Origin of the sequence: Flavobacterium sp. SLB02 (assembly GCF_009664855.1) — a bacterium.
In the GTDB taxonomy this organism is placed as follows: domain Bacteria; phylum Bacteroidota; class Bacteroidia; order Flavobacteriales; family Flavobacteriaceae; genus Flavobacterium.
Genome location: NZ_CP045928.1, coordinates 2,628,986 through 2,646,688, shown reverse-complemented (window position 1 = coordinate 2,646,688; position 17,703 = coordinate 2,628,986). Strand labels below are relative to the sequence as shown.

The 17,703-nt window shown below is 34.5% G+C and carries 16 protein-coding genes and 2 riboswitches; of the genes, 11 read left to right on the top strand and 5 right to left on the bottom strand.

Annotated features, from left to right (window positions below; genetic code table 11):
* The first annotated feature begins 377 nt into the window (after positions 1 to 377).
* Together GIY83_RS10035 and GIY83_RS10030 are read left to right on the top strand one after the other, a co-directional pair.
* Positions 378 to 2,558, top strand: coding sequence for an HAD-IIB family hydrolase (locus GIY83_RS10035; RefSeq protein WP_208686729.1), 2,181 nt, complete (start codon positions 378 to 380; stop codon positions 2,556 to 2,558).
* A 173-nt stretch (positions 2,559 to 2,731) separates the two neighbouring features.
* Positions 2,732 to 4,240 carry a glycosyl hydrolase family 32 gene (locus GIY83_RS10030; RefSeq protein ID WP_208686726.1) on the top strand — a complete coding sequence of 503 codons (1,509 nt, stop codon included), beginning with the start codon at positions 2,732 to 2,734 and terminating at the stop codon, positions 4,238 to 4,240.
* A gap of 29 nt (positions 4,241 to 4,269) precedes the next feature.
* Here GIY83_RS10030 and GIY83_RS10025 read toward each other — a convergent pair whose 3' ends face one another.
* The 3 genes from GIY83_RS10025 to GIY83_RS10015 form a co-directional block, all read right to left on the bottom strand.
* Positions 4,270 to 4,515 carry a hypothetical protein gene (locus GIY83_RS10025; RefSeq protein WP_208686724.1) on the bottom strand — a complete coding sequence of 82 codons (246 nt, stop codon included), beginning with the start codon at positions 4,513 to 4,515 and terminating at the stop codon, positions 4,270 to 4,272.
* Between the two features lie 392 nt (positions 4,516 to 4,907).
* Positions 4,908 to 5,297, bottom strand: a complete 390-nt coding sequence (locus GIY83_RS10020) for a RidA family protein (RefSeq protein WP_208687165.1) — start codon at positions 5,295 to 5,297, stop codon at positions 4,908 to 4,910.
* 173 nt (positions 5,298 to 5,470) lie between these two features.
* Positions 5,471 to 6,034, bottom strand: coding sequence for a Crp/Fnr family transcriptional regulator (locus GIY83_RS10015; protein ID WP_208687163.1), 564 nt, complete (start codon positions 6,032 to 6,034; stop codon positions 5,471 to 5,473).
* Between the two features lie 261 nt (positions 6,035 to 6,295).
* Between GIY83_RS10015 and GIY83_RS10010 the strand changes: the two genes are divergently transcribed.
* The 7 genes from GIY83_RS10010 (at position 6,296) to GIY83_RS09980 (ending at position 15,161) form a co-directional block, all read left to right on the top strand.
* Positions 6,296 to 6,544, top strand: coding sequence for a hypothetical protein (locus tag GIY83_RS10010; protein ID WP_065449787.1), 249 nt, complete (start codon positions 6,296 to 6,298; stop codon positions 6,542 to 6,544).
* Between the two features lie 290 nt (positions 6,545 to 6,834).
* Positions 6,835 to 7,043: riboswitch (cobalamin riboswitch) on the top strand.
* 113 nt (positions 7,044 to 7,156) lie between these two features.
* Positions 7,157 to 9,205: a TonB-dependent receptor gene (locus GIY83_RS10005; protein WP_208686722.1), complete on the top strand. Its 2,049-nt coding sequence runs from the start codon at positions 7,157 to 7,159 to the stop codon at positions 9,203 to 9,205.
* Positions 9,202 to 10,347: a DUF5074 domain-containing protein gene (locus GIY83_RS10000; protein ID WP_208686720.1), complete on the top strand. Its 1,146-nt coding sequence runs from the start codon at positions 9,202 to 9,204 to the stop codon at positions 10,345 to 10,347. Before GIY83_RS10005 ends, GIY83_RS10000 begins: the two co-directional genes overlap by 4 nt.
* Before the next feature lie 10 nt (positions 10,348 to 10,357).
* Positions 10,358 to 11,644: a cell surface protein gene (locus GIY83_RS09995; protein WP_208686718.1), complete on the top strand. Its 1,287-nt coding sequence runs from the start codon at positions 10,358 to 10,360 to the stop codon at positions 11,642 to 11,644.
* A 41-nt stretch (positions 11,645 to 11,685) separates the two neighbouring features.
* Positions 11,686 to 12,918 (top strand): hypothetical protein, encoded by a 1,233-nt coding sequence (locus tag GIY83_RS09990; protein WP_208686716.1) that lies wholly within the window; start codon positions 11,686 to 11,688, stop codon positions 12,916 to 12,918.
* 7 nt (positions 12,919 to 12,925) lie between these two features.
* The gene (locus tag GIY83_RS09985; protein ID WP_208686714.1) at positions 12,926 to 14,155 is read left to right on the top strand and encodes a hypothetical protein; all 1,230 of its coding nucleotides are present in this window, start codon (positions 12,926 to 12,928) and stop codon (positions 14,153 to 14,155) included.
* Between the two features lie 58 nt (positions 14,156 to 14,213).
* On the top strand, positions 14,214 to 15,161 hold the full coding sequence (locus GIY83_RS09980; RefSeq protein ID WP_208686712.1) for a DUF4465 domain-containing protein: 948 nt from the start codon (positions 14,214 to 14,216) through the stop codon (positions 15,159 to 15,161).
* 91 nt (positions 15,162 to 15,252) lie between these two features.
* On the opposite strand, the gene GIY83_RS09975 is transcribed toward GIY83_RS09980, so the two are convergent.
* Positions 15,253 to 15,783, bottom strand: coding sequence for an NAD(P)H-dependent oxidoreductase (locus GIY83_RS09975; RefSeq protein ID WP_208686710.1), 531 nt, complete (start codon positions 15,781 to 15,783; stop codon positions 15,253 to 15,255).
* 159 nt (positions 15,784 to 15,942) lie between these two features.
* Between GIY83_RS09975 and GIY83_RS09970 the strand changes: the two genes are divergently transcribed.
* Both GIY83_RS09970 and GIY83_RS09965 read left to right on the top strand, forming a co-directional pair.
* Complete coding sequence (locus GIY83_RS09970; protein ID WP_208686708.1) at positions 15,943 to 16,314, top strand: helix-turn-helix domain-containing protein; 372 nt, start codon at positions 15,943 to 15,945, stop codon at positions 16,312 to 16,314.
* A gap of 82 nt (positions 16,315 to 16,396) precedes the next feature.
* Positions 16,397 to 16,819, top strand: a complete 423-nt coding sequence (locus GIY83_RS09965) for an MgtC/SapB family protein (protein WP_194614903.1) — start codon at positions 16,397 to 16,399, stop codon at positions 16,817 to 16,819.
* A 184-nt stretch (positions 16,820 to 17,003) separates the two neighbouring features.
* Here the strand turns inward: GIY83_RS09965 and GIY83_RS09960 are convergent, their stop codons facing one another.
* The gene (locus GIY83_RS09960) at positions 17,004 to 17,144 is read right to left on the bottom strand and encodes a hypothetical protein (RefSeq protein ID WP_208687272.1); all 141 of its coding nucleotides are present in this window, start codon (positions 17,142 to 17,144) and stop codon (positions 17,004 to 17,006) included.
* A gap of 267 nt (positions 17,145 to 17,411) precedes the next feature.
* A riboswitch (SAM riboswitch) is annotated at positions 17,412 to 17,511 on the top strand.
* The last annotated feature ends 192 nt before the right edge of the window (positions 17,512 to 17,703 follow it).

Here is a 17,703-nt window from a genome sequence, read left to right as displayed (position 1 = left end):
ACAATATTGTGTTTAAACTTTGAGTCTTAGCGCCTTTGCGAGATTAATTTTATTTTTCATAAAATATGAAACAATTTTTAAATTCGTGAATTCGTGGCTTTTTTTTGCGAGGAAATACGTATCATGTTAAGATGATTTTTACAAATTATAAAATCATTTTAATCCTATAATCTGTGGCTAAAATTTCGTTTTGTAAATCTTTGATCTTATGATCTACAATTTTTTCGTCTTTTTCGAAAATCTTAAAATTCGCTTTCTGACCACTATCATTCTTACAGTTTTGTCTGTAAATGTTAATAATCCCGTTATTTTTTGTATGATTTTGGGCCAAACTGCTCGATTTTTCGTACCTTAAAAATTCTAACAAATAAAAGACAATGATGACAAAATTACGAATTTCATTAATCAACATTCACGGCCTACTAAAAGGTTCAGGTTTGGAGATTGGTAGAGATGCTGATAATGGCGGACAAACAAAATATGTATATGAACTTGCAGAGTTCTTATCACAACACGAAGATGTAGAACATGTTCATCTTTTTACAAGGTTAATTGATGATAAAAATCTTTCTCCGGAATATGCAGTACCTATCGAAATCATTAATGACAAACTGGACATAAGGCGTATTCCTTTTCTAGGGAAAAAGTATAAAGCAAAAGAACAATTATGGGAAGGTTTAGACACTTTTGTAAACGGAATTGTTCAGCATATCAAACTTCACGATATTTTCCCAAACTGGATTCATTCTCATTATGGCGACGCAGGATATGTAGCCAGCGAATTATCTACAATTTTAAATATTCCTTTCGCGCATACCGGACATTCTTTAGGTTTTCATAAAAAAAATAAACTACTCGAAAGTGGTTTGAGCGAAGAAGAAATCGAAAAGAAATTCAAGTTCAAACAAAGAATTGCTGCCGAAGAAAAAACATTAGAATTATCTGAATTTATTGTTACTTCGACAGAACAGGAAATTGAAACCTATAAACCCTACAAAAATTTTGAATTAGGTAAATACCATGCCATTTCTCCCGGAATTGATACTAGAAAATTTGTTCCTTATTATCACAGAGAACAGGATGCTGATAAGCAAATGGAGGAGGAGCAGAGAAAATATTGGGTAGCAGAAACCATTTCGAAATTTTTAATAAATCCGCACAAACCTTTTATTCTGGCACTTTCGAGGCCTGATCGCCATAAAAACCTTCATACCTTGATTGAAGTTTACGGTAAAGACAAAGAACTGCAAAGCATTGTCAATCTGGTGATTTTTGCGGGAATAAGAAAAGATATTTCGAAAATGCCGGAATCTGAAAAAGATGTTCTGACAGATTTATTACTATTAATGGACAAATATGATTTGTACGGAAAAATGGCAATTCCGAAGAAACATGACGTCGAAAATGAGGTTTCGATTATCTATCGTTATGCAGCCGAAAAAAGAGGTGTTTTTGTGAATTTGGCTTTGCATGAAAACTTCGGTTTAACCGTAATTGAATCGGCTAGTTCGGGTTTACCTGTTGTGGTAACCAAGAACGGCGGACCATCAGAAATTATTCCCACTTGTCAAAACGGAGAATTGGTAGATCCGCTGGACGAAGACGAAATCAAAAAAGCATTGCGAAATATTTTAACCAATGAAAATAAATGGAAATATTACTCGAATAACGGAGCAATAAATATTCAGAAACATTACAGTTGGTTAAGTCACGTAAACCAATATGTAGATTTAGTCAATGAAAATTTATCATTATCATCAGGTTCAGGAATCAAAAAGCAGCATTATCCTAATATTAATATCGAACGATTAAAACGTAAGGTTGAGCATTTATTTGTTTCGGATATAGACGGTACATTAATAGAACCAAAATTAAACAATCCCGGCTTAAAAGAATTAAAAGAACACTTGATTAATCGTACCGATAAAATGGCATTCGCACTGGCATCCGGACGAAATTTAGCTTTGGTAAAACAAGTGATCGACGAAGAACAGTTTCCTTTGCCGGATTTTATAATTTGCTCTGTAGGAACCGAAATTTATTATACAAATGGTAAAGATTATATTTTAGACAAAGGCTGGGCTAAATTTTTGGCTGGTCGATGGAAAAGAGAAGATATTGTCAGCCGTTTGAAAGAAGTTCCGTGGTTACGATTGCAGGAAGAAGAAGCGCAAAACCCTTATAAAATATCCTATTATTATGATAAAGAAAAATACAATCACGAGCAATTAATCACCGTTTTAGGCGCTGGATGGTACAAAGTAAATATCATCCCGAGTCATGGTGAATTTCTTGATTTTATCCCAAAAAGAGCTTCAAAAGGAAATGCGATTAAATTTTTATGCCGTAAATGGTCTATTCCTTTATCGAATGTTATTGCGGCAGGAGATTCAGGAAACGATATCGATATGTTCAGAGGCGCTGTAAAAGGAATCATCGTAGGAAATCGTAGTGTTGAATTGGCTGATTATGAAACTACAAAAAGTATTTATGTGGCCAAAGATTCAGCTTCTTCTGGTATTTTAGAAGGATTAAAACATTATAAAATAATTAAATAAATAACAGATGTTGGTTATCCTTTGATATGTCCGGATGATCGTTGTTTTTAGAAAGTTTCAAAGGAACGATTCATATTGTAGCAAGGGATTTTAATGCCTTGAAATGTGGCATTTAGACTTCGCTCAGGATGACAAAAATGACACAATATGTTCAATAATAAAATAGGTTAAATATGTATTCAGGTTCAGGATTTAGTAATTGGGAAATAGGAGACGTTGATGTATTTATAGATGAAAGCGGAGTGCATCATTTATTTCACCTTATTATTCCCAATCACGATTATATTGCGCATGCAGTATCAAAAGATGGTCTTTCTTGGAAAAGAGTAAAAAATGCCTTGTTTGTAGGTGATCCAGGTGAATGGGATGATGATATGTTATGGACAATGCATGTTAGTAAAAACTCTGACGGAGAAGGTTATGAGATGTATTATACCGGTTTAAAGCGTAAGGACAAAGGAGTTACACAAAAAGTAGGAAGGGCAGTTTCGCCGGATTTGATTCACTGGACAAAAGACAATCAGTATGGTTTACCGCTAAAAAGTGATGCTCCGTATTATGAAAGCCGGGATAATAATCCGCGTGAATGGCTGAGTTTTCGGGATCCTTATAAATACCAGTTCCAAGGCGAAGATTATTTGCTGATTTGTGCCCGAAGCGCAGTAGGACCAACCTATAGAAGAGGTTGTATTGGCGTAGCAAAACGAGAAGAAAAAGGTTTTGTACTGCAAAAACCATTGCATGTGGCTTACGTTTATGATGATATTGAATGTCCTTGCGTGGTAGAAATAAAAGGAATGCATTATTTGCTGGGTTCCATTCGCGAAGATATCAAAGTGCGTTATTGGTTTTCTCCGGATTTTAAAGGAGAATACCATGCTTTTCATAATAATGTTTTAATGCCACAAGGTAATTATGCAGCAAGAATTGTAAAAGAGGGCGAGTATTATTTGATTTATAATTTTTACTTCGTTGGCGGAAATGTCAATACTCTTCGTGTAATTCCACCACCAAAACAACTGGATGTTGATAGTAACGGACGATTATTATTAAAAACCTATCATCATTGGAGAACACTTTACCAAAGAACCATTCACCATAGAAACTTGCCTGTTCCGGTGCCTATTTTAGGAAATCCGTCGGCAAATTTTGAGGTAGAAAATGAAAATAAATGGCGAATTGGCTGTCGAAGCGGATACGAAGTTTTTTGCTTTGATAAACCTTCTGAAAATTTTGTCTGGGAAGGAACGCTGGCCGTCGAAGGAATGGGAAAAACTGGTTTTGTGATCGAATGTGACGAACAGGGAACGGCCTATTATATCTCAATTGATTTTGTAAATGGTTTTGTGCAGTTTAGAGCCTGGGGATTTAATGAAAAAGATGTAAAAAATAATTTTGTTTTCGAAAATATTCAAACCAATCAATTTGAAATTGTAGACAATAAAGAGATTTATTTTAAGATTATTCGTTACGGAAATTATTATGAACTTTCGATCAACGAAATCGTCAAACTAACTTTACTGGATTACAAATACAGCGAAGGTAAAATTGGTGTTTACGTATGTTCAGCAATTGTTTCCTTAAGCGATTCAAAAATTCATGTCATTCCCGAACCGGAGAACGAATATGCAACCGCAGATCCTAATAAAGCAATTGATGAGTATAATAAAATAGCTCAATAATTAATGTACTTTGACAGATTGTGATGGAGTTACTTAGAATTAGTATCTATAATACTTTTTACACTTTTAATAAAAGTTTCGGTATTGTGAATTTCGCCTTTTATGTAAATGTCATACTCGATTAATTTAAACTGTTCCAGCATATCTTTTTTAAGATATTTTATCATAGACTCAAGACTTCGGGTATCGTTTTCGTTTTGTCTTTTTAATTCACGTTGTTTGCTTTCCAGGTAAGCTAAAGTTCTTTTTAATCTTAGTACATTAATATTGTCCAAACTTAATATTCTTAAAATTTAATAAAAAATAACGATAATCAGGAATAAGATAAAATTCAATATTTTTCCAAAAACGTACCAGTGAATTGAATTTATCTTATTACAAGACTATCGTTTGAGGTAATTACGTAAAAATTGAATTTTTAGTTTTGAAATATAAGTCAAAAAAATAAAAAAAATAGACGGAATTATATGTTTTTTTTAGATAACCATTTGAAAGACTATTGTTTAAAGGTTAAAATTGTAAGAAGATTTTGCTTCTTTTTTATTTTAAAACTTTTCAAAAAATAAATAAATTGATTTGATTTTTTCAATTTTAAAGAAAAAAAATAAACAAAAAAGCTGCGTTTTTCCTGAAAAGAAAGACACAGCTTTTTTATATCATGAAGACTTTATTTTACAACAGTCGCTTCGAGTTCAACTTTTAAAGTTTCAAAAAGGCTTTTTACTTCCAGTAAAGTTGTCGCTTGTTTCATACCATGTTTCGCCACCCAATCCTGAATAAGATTAAAATGTGGCCAAAGTTCATCAGTCGCAGTAGTATAGATATTCAACCGAACAATTCCGCTGCATTCATATCCGGCTTCCGTAATGACTTGTTCCAGATTTTGCAATGCCAGTTTTATTTGCGATTCCATGTTTTCATTACTGGAGATTCCGTCAGCACTTATCGCCGTTTGTCCCGAAACATATAATGTTCCTTGCGGATTTTTTACTTCAATTGCTTGTACATAACTGCGTTGATTTTGCCATTCCCAAGGATTAAATTCTTTTTTTTCCATTTGTTTTCCTTTTTTCGTTTGTGCCAATACAGGCATCGTAGTTAATAATAGTAATACTAAAAGGCTTGCCGTTTTTTTCACGATTACAGTTTAAAATTGTAATACAAAATTGAGCATAACGGCTGGAAAGTACTCGTGACATTTTTCACGATTTTGATGTGAGAATTGTCACATCAGGAAGATAATCGACTTAATGTTTCGCGCGAAACGCCTAAATACGAAGCAATAAGACTTTTAGGAACACGCTGCAGGAGCGAAGGATATTGTTTTAATAATTGGTCGTAACGCTCTTTAGAGTTAGAAGTCTGCCAGGAAACAATGCGGCGTTGTGATCCCAGAAAACCAAAAGTGGCTTTCTCCAGAAAAAAGCGTTCCATTTTCTGCAAGCCGTTGCATAGGTTTTTATAATCTTCAAACGAGCAGCAAAGTACTTCAGTATCTTCAAGGCATTCTAATGACATTGTAGCTTCAGTTTGGGTAAAAAAGGCGTAGTAATCACTTTCCCACCAATCTTCCATAGCAAAAGAAACAACATGCTGCTTTGCTTTTTCATCAGTATATACCAATTTTAAAAGTCCCGAAATGATAAAATAAGAATACTTGACAGAATCACCTTCCTGAATAAGAAACTGATGCTTCTTAAATTTTTTGACAGTAAAATGAGAAGACACAAAAGCAAACTCTTCATCTGTAAGAGGAATTATTTTTTCTATATGTTCTCTAAGTTGATTGTGCATAGTAGCATCCAAAGTTATTGAAATTTTAATAAAAGAGAAGCTTTTATTATCGATATCAATTTTGTGGTTAGCATAAAATATAAGAAAATTAAATTTAGGAAGTAGATAACGATTTAATAAAATTAATAACAATTTCTTAAACTTTTGTTTATTAGTGTGTTGATAAATAATGTTTTATAAAGCGATTTTAGGAACATTAGTAACGAATTAATATTTATATTTGAGAATGAATCAGAGTCAAATAATTTAAAATATTTACAAATGGATAAAGCTATAAAACTAAAAGTTCGTAAGGAGTTGGATAGTCAACAACAGTTGAATATTATTAAATTAAAGGGTAGTTTAATCTCTAAAGGCTATACCGAAATTATTCATATCCTCGATCAGGATGATGAGTTTCATATCAATTCTTTCGCAACTCCTTCTGAAACTACAAATGAAGTCCAGGAATTTATCAAAGCATTTATCTACAAAGAAAATTTGGCAGATACCATAACAATTTTTAGATAATAAAATATTTATTGCTTATAAAAAAAAATACATTTTATTAGATCCTTCATTTCTAATCCTATTTCAACTATAACCCAAGTTTTCAACCTTGGGTTATGTGTTTTTTTAGAACCCAATTCTCCAAGCCTCAACAATCGAAATCGTTGCCAATCTTACAGCTGTATTTTAACTCAAATTAATTTGGCAAAAACTTGCTTTTAAGTCACTTGTATTATTAATAGTATTTTTGTTAATTCATTGTTAAAAATGTAATTTCGTTGACTTGTACTTCTTTTTATAAAGATAATCATATCTTTACGTGAGATTTTGGTCTGTTTTCTTTAGAAAAATAAAAGAAAATAGTTAAAAGGGAATCAGGTGCAAATCCTGAGCAGACCCGCTACTGTAAGTTCTATATAAGTCTTTAAACGTTACTAATGCCATTGTTCGCCGCGGCGAATGAGAAGGTTGTTTAAAGATGGAACAAGTCAGGAGACCTGCCATAATCACATAGTTTAAGGCTTTCGTGGAATAAAGTCGAACAACAAAAATTGACCTGCTATTGCATAGTGGGATTCTCTCTTTTTGCTTTTTGATTACTACATCCGCGAAGTTTATTTAATTAAATCAGTGATGTATAATACAAAAAAATTACTCTTATTATTTTTCTTATTTATTGCTCCATATTTGCTTCATTCGCAAGTATCTAATGACAGTTTGCGTGTTTTAAAAGAAGTTATTCTAAAAGGGAAACCATATCAGGAAGTAATTCCCGTACAAAGTCTTTCAGGAAAATTACTGGAGAATTTAGCAAGCCATAATGTTGCCGATGCATTGAGATATTTTGCAGGAATTCAAATTAAAGATTATGGCGGTCTCGGCGGACTCAAAACAGTCGATGTACGTAATATGGGTACACACCATGTAGGTGTTTTTTATGATGGTATTCAGTTAGGTAACGCGCAAAATGGAGTCACGGATCTGGGAAAATATTCCCTGGATGACATGGAATCCCTAACCTTATATAATGGACAGAAAAGTGAAATTTTTCAGTCTGCAAAGGATTTTTCAGCCGCTTCGACCATTTATTTAAGAACAAAACGTCCTGTTTTTGTTGGTGATAAAAAAACAAATTTACTGGTAAGGTTTAAAACCATGTCTATCAACTATTTCGATCCTTCTTTTAGATGGGAACAAAAACTGAGCGATAAAGTCAGCATGAACGTTAGTTCTGAATACATCAAATCAAACGGACAATACAAATTTAGATACAAAAGAAACAATCTCGACGGATCAGTAGCCTACGATACCACTGCCACCAGACATAATAGCGATATAGAAGCATTACGATTTGAATCCGGCCTTTACGGAAAAATCAATAATGGTTTCTGGGATGCCAAAGTATACTATTATGATTCTGACAGAGGAGCACCCGGAGCCATTGTAGAAAATAAATTCTCAGATGGTTTCAGGCAGTACGACAAGAATTTTTTCGCACAAGGAACTTTAATCAAGGATTTTACCAAAAGATATAAGTTTCAGGCCAAAGCAAAATATGCTTACGATTACACGCACTATGTGGCACGAGATACCACCAATATATTAGGAGAAACCGTAACCGAAGGCGCACAATCTGATGATAGTTACTACCAACAGGAATATTATCTGTCAGCCGTAAACATGTACAGTATATTGTCGAATTGGGATGTTTCGCTATCTACAGATTTTCAGTACAATAGATTAAATGCAACCAGAAAAGGAATAAATACTCAATTTTCTTTTCCGCAACGTTATACAGCATTATTTTCTTTGGCAAGTTCTTATCGATATGGTGGTTTTAAAGCTTTGGGAAGCGTTGTGGGAACTTATGTTCAGGAAGAAGTGCGCTACAATGCAAAAGCCCCAGATAAAAAAGAATTTACACCCGCTTTATTTTTAGGCTACACACCTTTTAAAGATTACGATTTTAATGTGAGAGCATTTGCAAAACGTATTTTCAGAATGCCCACGTTTAATGATTTGTATTATACAATGGTTGGTTCGAGTACTTTAAGACCTGAATATATGAATCAGTACGATATTGGTTTGACTTATAATTTACTGGTAAATAAAGGATTCTTTGATAAAATATCTTTTCAGGTCGATGGCTATTATACCAATACTAAAGATAAAATCGTAGCAGCGCCTACAGGAAATTTATTTCGCTGGATGATGACCAACATGGGGCAGGTAAAAGGTAAAGGAATAGAGTCTGTCGTGAATATGGGCATGCATATTGGCAAAGTAAATTTAAGTACCAATTTAACGTATACGTATTCTGAAAACAGGGATTTTACCAAATTTGCCGGCCTTGAATTGTCCTCTTATGGAGACCAGATCCCTTATACGCCATGGCATAGCGGATCCGGAATCTTAAATGGGGAATACGAAACATGGAACTTCAACTACAGTTTTGTATACGTAGGAAAACGTTACAATGGTAATGTCAATAATATAAAAGTCAACCAAGTCCAGCCTTGGTATACGCATGATCTGGCAGTGCAGAAATCATTTGCATTTCAGCATTATAAAATGAAAGGCGCAATAGAACTTAATAATGTTTTCGATCAGCAATACGAGGTAATTTATAATTATCCTATGCCGGGACGCACAATGAAATTTATAATAAGTATCGAGCTATGAAAAAGATCACAACAAAATTAGTCCTCGGTTTATTGATAACCCTTGCTTTTGTTTCCTGTCGGGAAGAAGAAACCATTTTTCCATCTTCGGATAAAAATGTTGCCGCGCCAAGAAGCGATGGTAAAATAGAAGGTTTTTATCTTCTTAACGAAGGTAATATGGGAATGAACCGTGCCAGTATCGACCTATTCAGTTATAGAACAGGAAATTATACCACCGATATTTATTCAGAACGAAACCCGACAGTTGTAAAAGAATTGGGTGATGTTGGAAACGATATTCAAATCTATGGCAACAAGGTTTATGCTATAATTAATGTTTCCAACAAAGTTGAGGTTATTGATAAATGGACAGCAAAACGCATCAAAAAAATAGACATTCCCAATTGTAGATATGTCGCTTTTTATAAAGACAAAGCTTATGTAAGTTCTTATGCAGGTCCGGTTGCCATTGATCCCAATGCAGAAATAGGTTTTGTGGCAGAAATCGATACGACATCATTAGAAATAAAAAGAAAAGTAAATGTGGGTTATCAGCCCGAACAAATGGTGGTACACAACGGGAAACTTTACGTTGCCAATTCCGGAGGTTACAGGGTTCCTAATTACGACAGAACCGTATCTGTAATCGATCTTGAAACTTTTACCGAAATAAAAAAGATAGATGTAGGGATCAATCTCTACAGCATGGAAATCGACAGCAGGGGAGATATTTATGTGAGTTCCAGAGGAGATTATTACAACACGCCCTCGAATCTTTTTGTGATTGATACTAAAACAGATGAGAAAAAAATGCAGCTCGATATGCCGGTTTTAGGAATGTGTCTCGTTGACGATTTACTCTACTACTACAGTGTATCATGGAGTTACCTCACCAATAGTAATAAAGTGACTTATGGAATATTAGATACAAAAACAAAGAAAGTAATAAGTGATAAGATTATTACAGACGGTACAGAGAAACAAATCATGATTCCGTACGGACTTCAGATAAATCCTGAAACCAAAGAAATTTATATTACTGATGCGCAAAATTATGTGGTAACAGGCTACATCTATTGCTTTACGCCCGAAGGTAAATTAAAATGGAAAACTACAGCAGGGAATATTCCTGCACATATTGCTTTTATAACTAAAAATTAAAATGAAAAAAATGTATCACAACTTTTTAAAACATTTTCGATTCGCAGTGCTTGTATTAGTATCACTAACACTTATCAATTGTTCTGATAGTGGATCGAATGACGATGATAACGGCGAAACTACTGTTGAAAACGAATATAGTGTACAACGGTCTAAAATAATATCAGTTACGGCACATAATGGCTTAAGTACAGAGGCTAAATTTACATGGAGCGTGACAAAAGGACCGTCAGAGAATTATGCGTTTTCTGATGTTACAGCCAAAGAAACCTTATTCGCTGCGACAGACGTTGGCGTTTACGAACTTACGTTACTGATCAATGATCAGGGAATGATGCAAACGCAAAAAGTAAAGGTAAATGTAACCAAAGAAACAAAGGAATATAAAACCTTTATTGACAAGGTATTTGAATTTAAACCGGCACCCGGACAGTTTATAAATGATTTACCGGCAGCCAATGACGGAGAAACGACCGAAAGAATTTTGGACAGAGCCAATACATACCTAGCCAAGAAAAACGGAGATCTTATTTCGCTTGGAGCATTTGGTGGTTACATTGTTTTTGGATTTGATCATACCATTGTAAACATAAAAGGGAAACGTGATTTTAGGGTTTTAGGCAATGCTTTCTGGGCAGATGCCAATCCTAATCCTGATACTTCAATGCGCGGAGGCAGTAGTGAAGCGGGAGTTATAATGGTTTCTTACGACAAGAATAAAAACGGACTTCCGGATGATGAATGGTACGAAATAGAAGGTGCCGGACACAACATGGAAAAAACGATTCATAATTACGAAATCACCTATTACAGGCCAGATCCCAACAAAGTGCCTGTTCCCGGAGGCGGAACCGGAACTGTACTTTTTACTGATATAGAATACATCTACTGGAAAGACAATCAGGGTAAAGATGGTTATCTGGCACAAAACAACGCCTACAATCACTCCTTAGATTACTGGCCAAAATGGCTTAAAGATCAGCCAAGCCTCACCTTTAAAGGAACAAGATTACCAGACAATGCTGTTGATGAAAGCGGAACCGGAAGCTATTTTGTTCAGTATGCATTTCTTTACGGATATGCTGATAATGCACCTAACAACGACGATGATTCTGCTATAGATATTGATTGGGCAATTGATAAAAACGGAAACAAAATTCACCTTCCGGGAGTAGATTTTGTAAAAGTGTATAATGGTCTCAACCAACAAGCGGGATGGTTAGGCGAAACTTCTACCGAAATAATGGGAGCAACAGATTTGCACCTTTTGGGAGAAAATATTCCGACCAGAAAATAGAATAATTAGAATGTTAAATTAAAATTATAATACCAAAAACCATGAAAAAAAAACTTACCCATTTATTATTAATTGCCTTTGCAGCCGTGTTTACAGGTTGCAGCAGCAACAATGATGATGATAAAGCTGAAGAAAAGATCGCAGTTACACTTCAGGAAAAATACGAAACATCGACATTTAGTGTTGTAAACATACCGGCTTCTGCCGAAACTACCAGCCCTGTTTACCAATGGATATTGACTAAAAACCCGGTGAACCAAAAGACGGATTCTATTGTAGGAAATACAAAAGACCTGCGTTTTGTAGCCATTTATGCTGGAGCTTATGAACTTACTTTAAATGTCACTTCAGGAGACCAAAAAGGCAGCAAAAAAACAATCGTAAACGTAACTAACGAAACTAAAAATTACAATCCGTACATCACGAGTATTTTCGATTTTGATCCGGCACCGGGAATGTTTGCCAATGATTTATACAAAGACGGATTTAAAAAAGAAGATATTTTACGTACTGCTTTGGGCAGAATCAATGAGACTAATGTAGGTTATCAACTAGACTTAGGAGGTTTTGGAGGTTCTATTATTATTGGTTTCGATCATACCGTTGTAAATGTTACAGGACAAAGTGATTTTAGAATTTATGGAGGAGATTTAACAGACAAAGCGAATCCGCCGGCACCCGGAATTGTATATGTTGCTTATGATAAAAATGGAAACGGAAAACCAGACGAAGACGAATGGTACGAAATCATAGGAAGCCAGCATACGAAAGCCACCACAACAAAGAATTTTAAAATAACCTACCATAAAAAAGCTGCCGGAGCACCTGTTGTAGTGGGCGGACCAAACGATATGTTTTCTGATCGTGAGCACATCTTTTGCGAAAATAATTCACCTGAATCATATTACTTACCAAGATCTAAAAGCAAAAAAGAATATTATCCTTTATGGGCTGCTCAAACCGCAGTTACTTATGAAGGTACAAGACTTAATGTAGATTTTGTTACAGCACGCCCTGGGCAAAGTACATTATGGAATTTTACACCTCCGCAATGGGGATATGCAAATGCAGTTAATCCAGATATTGATATCAACTGGGCTGTAGATAAAAACGGAAACAAAGCCAATCTTCCGGGAATTAATTTTATAAAAGTAGTCAACTGTGTGAGCGAACCAATGGGACTTTGCCATCAGCAATCTTCCATGGCTACCAAATTTGCAGGCGCAGGAGATCTACATTTATTAAAAAAATACAACTTAAAAAAAGTAAAATAATAAGAATATGAAAAAGTATTTAAAACATAGTTTGTTTCTGGTAGCTATTGGCACTTTTTACTGCTGTAGTAATGACGATTCAAAACAAGATAACCCTGAAACGCAACCCGTTAAAGAAGCTTCTCTTTCATTAAAATTAGCCTCAGATTTTACTGTGAGCAGATACAATGCAGTAACCGTAGAACCACAAGTATTGATTGAAAATGCGGATGCCGAACTTGCTAAATACAAATGGACATTAAAAGTAACCGGAACGGGCGGAGCTGTAAAAGATTCTGTTATTGGAGACACCAAAAACTTACAGTTTATAACAGCAAAAGCAGATAATTATGTGGTAGATCTAACGGTAACATTGGGTAAATTGGTAAAACAAGCTTCTACAAAAGTTACAGTTTCAGAAACGGGAAAAAACTACACTTCAAAAGCATTATCGCTAATCGATTATATACCTGCTCCAAGTTATAATCTTGATAGTTATGGTTTTACTACCAAAGCAGAAGTTTTGGAACAAGTTAAGTTAGATCTTATCGAAGGAAATGCGGTGCCGTTAGGGACTTTTGGAGGATCTATTACCACAGCATTTGATCATACTGTAGTAAATGCTTACGGAAAACGTGATTTTAAGATTCAAATGAATGAAGACAGTGGCAACTCAAAAGTTTCTCCTGTGAGTGTTTATGTTGCTTATGATGCAAACAAAAATGGTATTGCAGACGATAACGAATGGTATGAAATTGCCGGTAGCGAATACAATAAATCGACTACTGTAAAGAATTATGAAATAACATACAACAAACCAAATACTAGCAAAGCTGCTGTAACAGGTACAAAAGACTGGCAGTTTGATAAAGAATATCTTAAATGGACAGACAATAAAACTGCATCCGGTTTTATTACAAGAACAAAAAAATGGAGACGCTATAATTACTACCCACAATGGATGGGAGAATCTTACACACTAAAAGGAACAAAAATATACCTGCCCGTAAAAGATGTAAGCGATGGAGAAGGAACAACCTATAACATAGGAACTTTTGAGTGGGGTTACGGAGGTATTAAAGATCCGTCAATAGACATTAGTTGGGCTGTAGACAGCAACGGAAAAAAAGTTCATTTACCGGGAATCGATTTTGTAAAAGTGTACGTTTCGACATATGCAGAAGCGGGCGCGACAGACTTGGTAACGAACTTCTTTACACATGTAGAAGATTTGAATTTTCCAAAAGCAATCAAGTAAGAACCACCTTTTCTTGAAAGTTATTAAAGACGAATATTAACCCTAAATTTTATAAATTATGAAAAAAGTACTTTATTTTTTGACAGTTGGTCTTTTCTTAGGACTTTCATCCTGTAACAATGATGACGCCCCATTAAGCAACGAAAGCGCAAGTGCAGTAGCAAAAAACGCCAGTGGTACAACAAAAAAAACAGTTACCGATCCGGCAATTGGAACCACGTCAACTCTTAATTTAACCAGTTCATTATTAACCAGCGGAATCACTACAACTGGTGGTAAATACTGGGAAAACACGTATGTAGCTAACACGAATTTAAATGTAGATATTTTTACGTTTTCGCATACAGGAACCTCTTCAGGTTACAACTATTGGGATGGTTTTATCGTTTCTAATGTAAATGACATTACAAATTATGGTTCAGGTTCAGCTCCAGGCGGATCTGACGGATGGGTGCCTCATCAATGGGGAACTATGGCAGGAAGCGGTTTTGGTTCTTCCTCAACAATTGCAGCGGGAACTCCGGGAACAACCGGTGATCCTTACATTGTGGCCTATTGGTCAAGTTATTTAGATCCTAAAAATCCGCAAGGAACTACTTTTAGCGAAAGCGGTTTTTCTAACTGGATTAAAATTGGAAACACAGGATTATACAAAGTGGAAGGTTTAAAAATAAACATGCATCCGTGGCCATATTACGGTTGTTTATACGGAGATGGATTTGCAAGAGCATTCACTTCAGGTGATTCTTTCAAATTATTAATTTACGGAGTTGCTGAAGACGGAACAATCACAAATCCTATTGTACACACATTAGCCAACCATACAGGCTCTTCATTAGTGATGCCTACAGGATGGGTAAATGTAAATACAAGTAATCTTCAGGGTTTAGGAGAAGTAAAATACCTTGTTTTCCAAATGACTTCGACAGATTCAGATTTAGTTTACGGAATGAACACAGCAGCTTATTTTTGCTTAGACAAACTTTCTGTAAAACGTGTAGATTAAATATACTAATCTCATTACAAATAAAAGCTGCAAGGTTTCTTGCAGCTTTTTTTATGAATATTTCTTCCCCAATAAATATTCTTCTTATAAATTATAAAGCTTCCAGAAAAGCAATATACTTTTGTGTATTTTGTTCTATGTTTTCAGTTGAAGGATTATTTTCAGCATTATAAAAAGCAAATAAAGGACGATAATTGGCTTTTACATAATTGAAGGTAACCTCAAAAGGAGTTGTCAGTTGTTCCAGAGTATATTTATATCTTCCGCTTGCGCTATAATCCTCTTTACTAATACCTGCAGAAATCGCAAGTGCAATTTTTTTACTGGCTACTTTATAACCGCTTGTACTGCCATAAGCCCATCCGTAAGTAAAAACTTCATCAAGCCATTTTTTTAGCAATGGCGGACAATTGAACCAGTAAAACGGAAACTGAAATACAATGGTATCATGACTTTCTATTATTTGTTGTTCCTTTTCTACATCAATCTTTTCGTCAGGATATAAATTGTATAAATCATGCAAAGTATATTGATTGGGATATTTTTTTAATTCTTCGATCCATCTTTTATTAATTAAAGAATTTTCAAGCGTAGGATGAATTATAATGACCAGAGTTTTCATTGTATAAATATTAAAAATTACAACTGCAAAGATCAAACTCATTCAGCGATACAACAATAAGGGGCGAATTAATCATATAGTGATAAATTAATCCCCATTGCTATTTGGTACAGAAAATCTTTTTTGTCTGTACTTTTGTATTTCTAAAAGGAATGAAATATGTATCAGCGAAAAATACCAATCGATTATAATTGCGGACTTAATGTGGCCATGGAAGTAGTGGGTTCTAAATGGAAATTTTGTTTACTGGACGAAATTTCAAAAGGAATAAAGCGGCCTAAAGATCTTATCAACGCTGTAAATGGTATTACAAAACGCGTATTGCAAAATCAATTGAAAGAACTTGAATTTCACGGACTTTTAGGAAAAACAATTTATAATGAAATCCCTTTATTACGGGTAGAATATTTTCTAACCGAATCAGGAGAATCCCTAATGCCCTTGATTGTGGCAATTGATAAATGGGGATTGGCATTTGCGCCCCAATTAAAAGCGATACTTGAAAATCAAATTCTTGAAACAGAAGCTTAGATTAGGAATTAGAATCCTGAAAATTCTTATATTTAATCTTAAAAAAAATAAAGATGTTTTCTAATCTTATAAAACAATAATTTTGAGTACAACAGAATTTTTTACCCGACTTGTAATAGCATTATTCGCAGGACTAATTATAGGTTTTGAAAGGCAATGGCATCATAAAGAAACAGGACTAAAAACCAATATGCTAGTAGCAACAGGAGCTGCCGCTTTTGTATTATTGTCTATAAAAGTGGCTGCAAGCACACCCAATATCGATGTAACCCGTATTACCGCTCAGGTAGTTATGGGAGTCGGATTTCTGGGAGCAGGAGTTATTTTTAGGGAAGGGCCCAATGTACACGGACTAAATTCTGCTGCCACAATATGGTGCAGCGCCGCTATAGGTTGTATCGCCGCTTCAGGTTATTTTGCCGAAGCTTTAATTTGTACTTTTTTGGTAACTATTGTGAATACCGTTCTTGAACCTATAGAAAAGTGGATGAGGAATAGGAAGTAGGAGGAGAGAGAGAATAGAATAAAGAACAAAGAGAATAGACGGTAGATCAAAAAATAAAAATCTGCTCAATCTGTGAGAGAAAATATTTAAACATTTACAAACATAAATTTCACACCTTGTCTATGCGTTAATATTTAAATTGAAACGCCTTTTAACCGATCCTAAAAGCTATGTTCCTATGTGTTTAAATAATAGATAATGTTATTTTAAAAGCCTCTCCAATTCTAAAATAAAGTCCACAGTCGCCTTTACCCACAGCGGCATCCAATCCTACGTTGAATTTTTTTTTGACTTTACCATTTCCGAAAGGAATTAAATAGGACACTCTTTTTTTGTTTTGAAAAGCATTTCTTAATAATGCAGTATATATTTTTAATCGCTAAATACCGGAAATTTTAAATGAAACCAGAATATTTTTAAGTGCATAACAAACTGATATTTTTATTGTTATCCCTTATTTTATTGAGGTTTTTTTGTCTTTTACAACTACTTTTGTTCTAAACTAATTTAAAATATTTTGAAAAATAAATTTAAACTCTATTAATTACATAGAATTTATCTATATATTTGCAGAGTAGAAAAAATCTACATGAACTTATCCAGAAAGACTGAGGGAGTAGGCCCGGTGATGTCTTAGCAACCTGTTGCCAAATAAGGTGCTAAATCCTTCCGCCAACGCGGACAGATAAGATAGATTTCATTAGTAAATCTGCATAAGATCATTAGTATTAAATCACTTATTTTTTAGAATGAAAACTGAACAAATATTACCTGCCTGTCCCGAACAATGTAACTTATTTTCAAAAATAGAAAACCACCTCCTGGTTTTCCGAATGCACTACACGTAACTTTTTTTAGATCCCTTTTCTTTTTTATCCATACAA

Excerpts from the sequence above, each read along its gene's own strand:
- GIY83_RS10035 (WP_208686729.1), top strand. The coding sequence starts at position 378 with ATGATGACAAAATTACGAATTTCATTAATCAACATTCACGGCCTACTA.
- GIY83_RS10030 (WP_208686726.1), top strand. The coding sequence starts at position 2,732 with ATGTATTCAGGTTCAGGATTTAGTAATTGGGAAATAGGAGACGTTGAT.
- GIY83_RS10020 (WP_208687165.1), bottom strand. The coding sequence starts at position 5,297 with ATGGAAAAAAAAGAATTTAATCCTTGGGAATGGCAAAATCAACGCAGT.
- GIY83_RS10015 (WP_208687163.1), bottom strand. The coding sequence starts at position 6,034 with ATGCACAATCAACTTAGAGAACATATAGAAAAAATAATTCCTCTTACA.
- GIY83_RS10010 (WP_065449787.1), top strand. The coding sequence starts at position 6,296 with ATGGATAAAGCTATAAAACTAAAAGTTCGTAAGGAGTTGGATAGTCAA.
- GIY83_RS10005 (WP_208686722.1), top strand. The coding sequence starts at position 7,157 with ATGTATAATACAAAAAAATTACTCTTATTATTTTTCTTATTTATTGCT.
- GIY83_RS10000 (WP_208686720.1), top strand. The coding sequence starts at position 9,202 with ATGAAAAAGATCACAACAAAATTAGTCCTCGGTTTATTGATAACCCTT.
- GIY83_RS09995 (WP_208686718.1), top strand. The coding sequence starts at position 10,358 with ATGTATCACAACTTTTTAAAACATTTTCGATTCGCAGTGCTTGTATTA.
- GIY83_RS09990 (WP_208686716.1), top strand. The coding sequence starts at position 11,686 with ATGAAAAAAAAACTTACCCATTTATTATTAATTGCCTTTGCAGCCGTG.
- GIY83_RS09985 (WP_208686714.1), top strand. The coding sequence starts at position 12,926 with ATGAAAAAGTATTTAAAACATAGTTTGTTTCTGGTAGCTATTGGCACT.
- GIY83_RS09980 (WP_208686712.1), top strand. The coding sequence starts at position 14,214 with ATGAAAAAAGTACTTTATTTTTTGACAGTTGGTCTTTTCTTAGGACTT.
- GIY83_RS09975 (WP_208686710.1), bottom strand. The coding sequence starts at position 15,783 with ATGAAAACTCTGGTCATTATAATTCATCCTACGCTTGAAAATTCTTTA.
- GIY83_RS09970 (WP_208686708.1), top strand. The coding sequence starts at position 15,943 with ATGTATCAGCGAAAAATACCAATCGATTATAATTGCGGACTTAATGTG.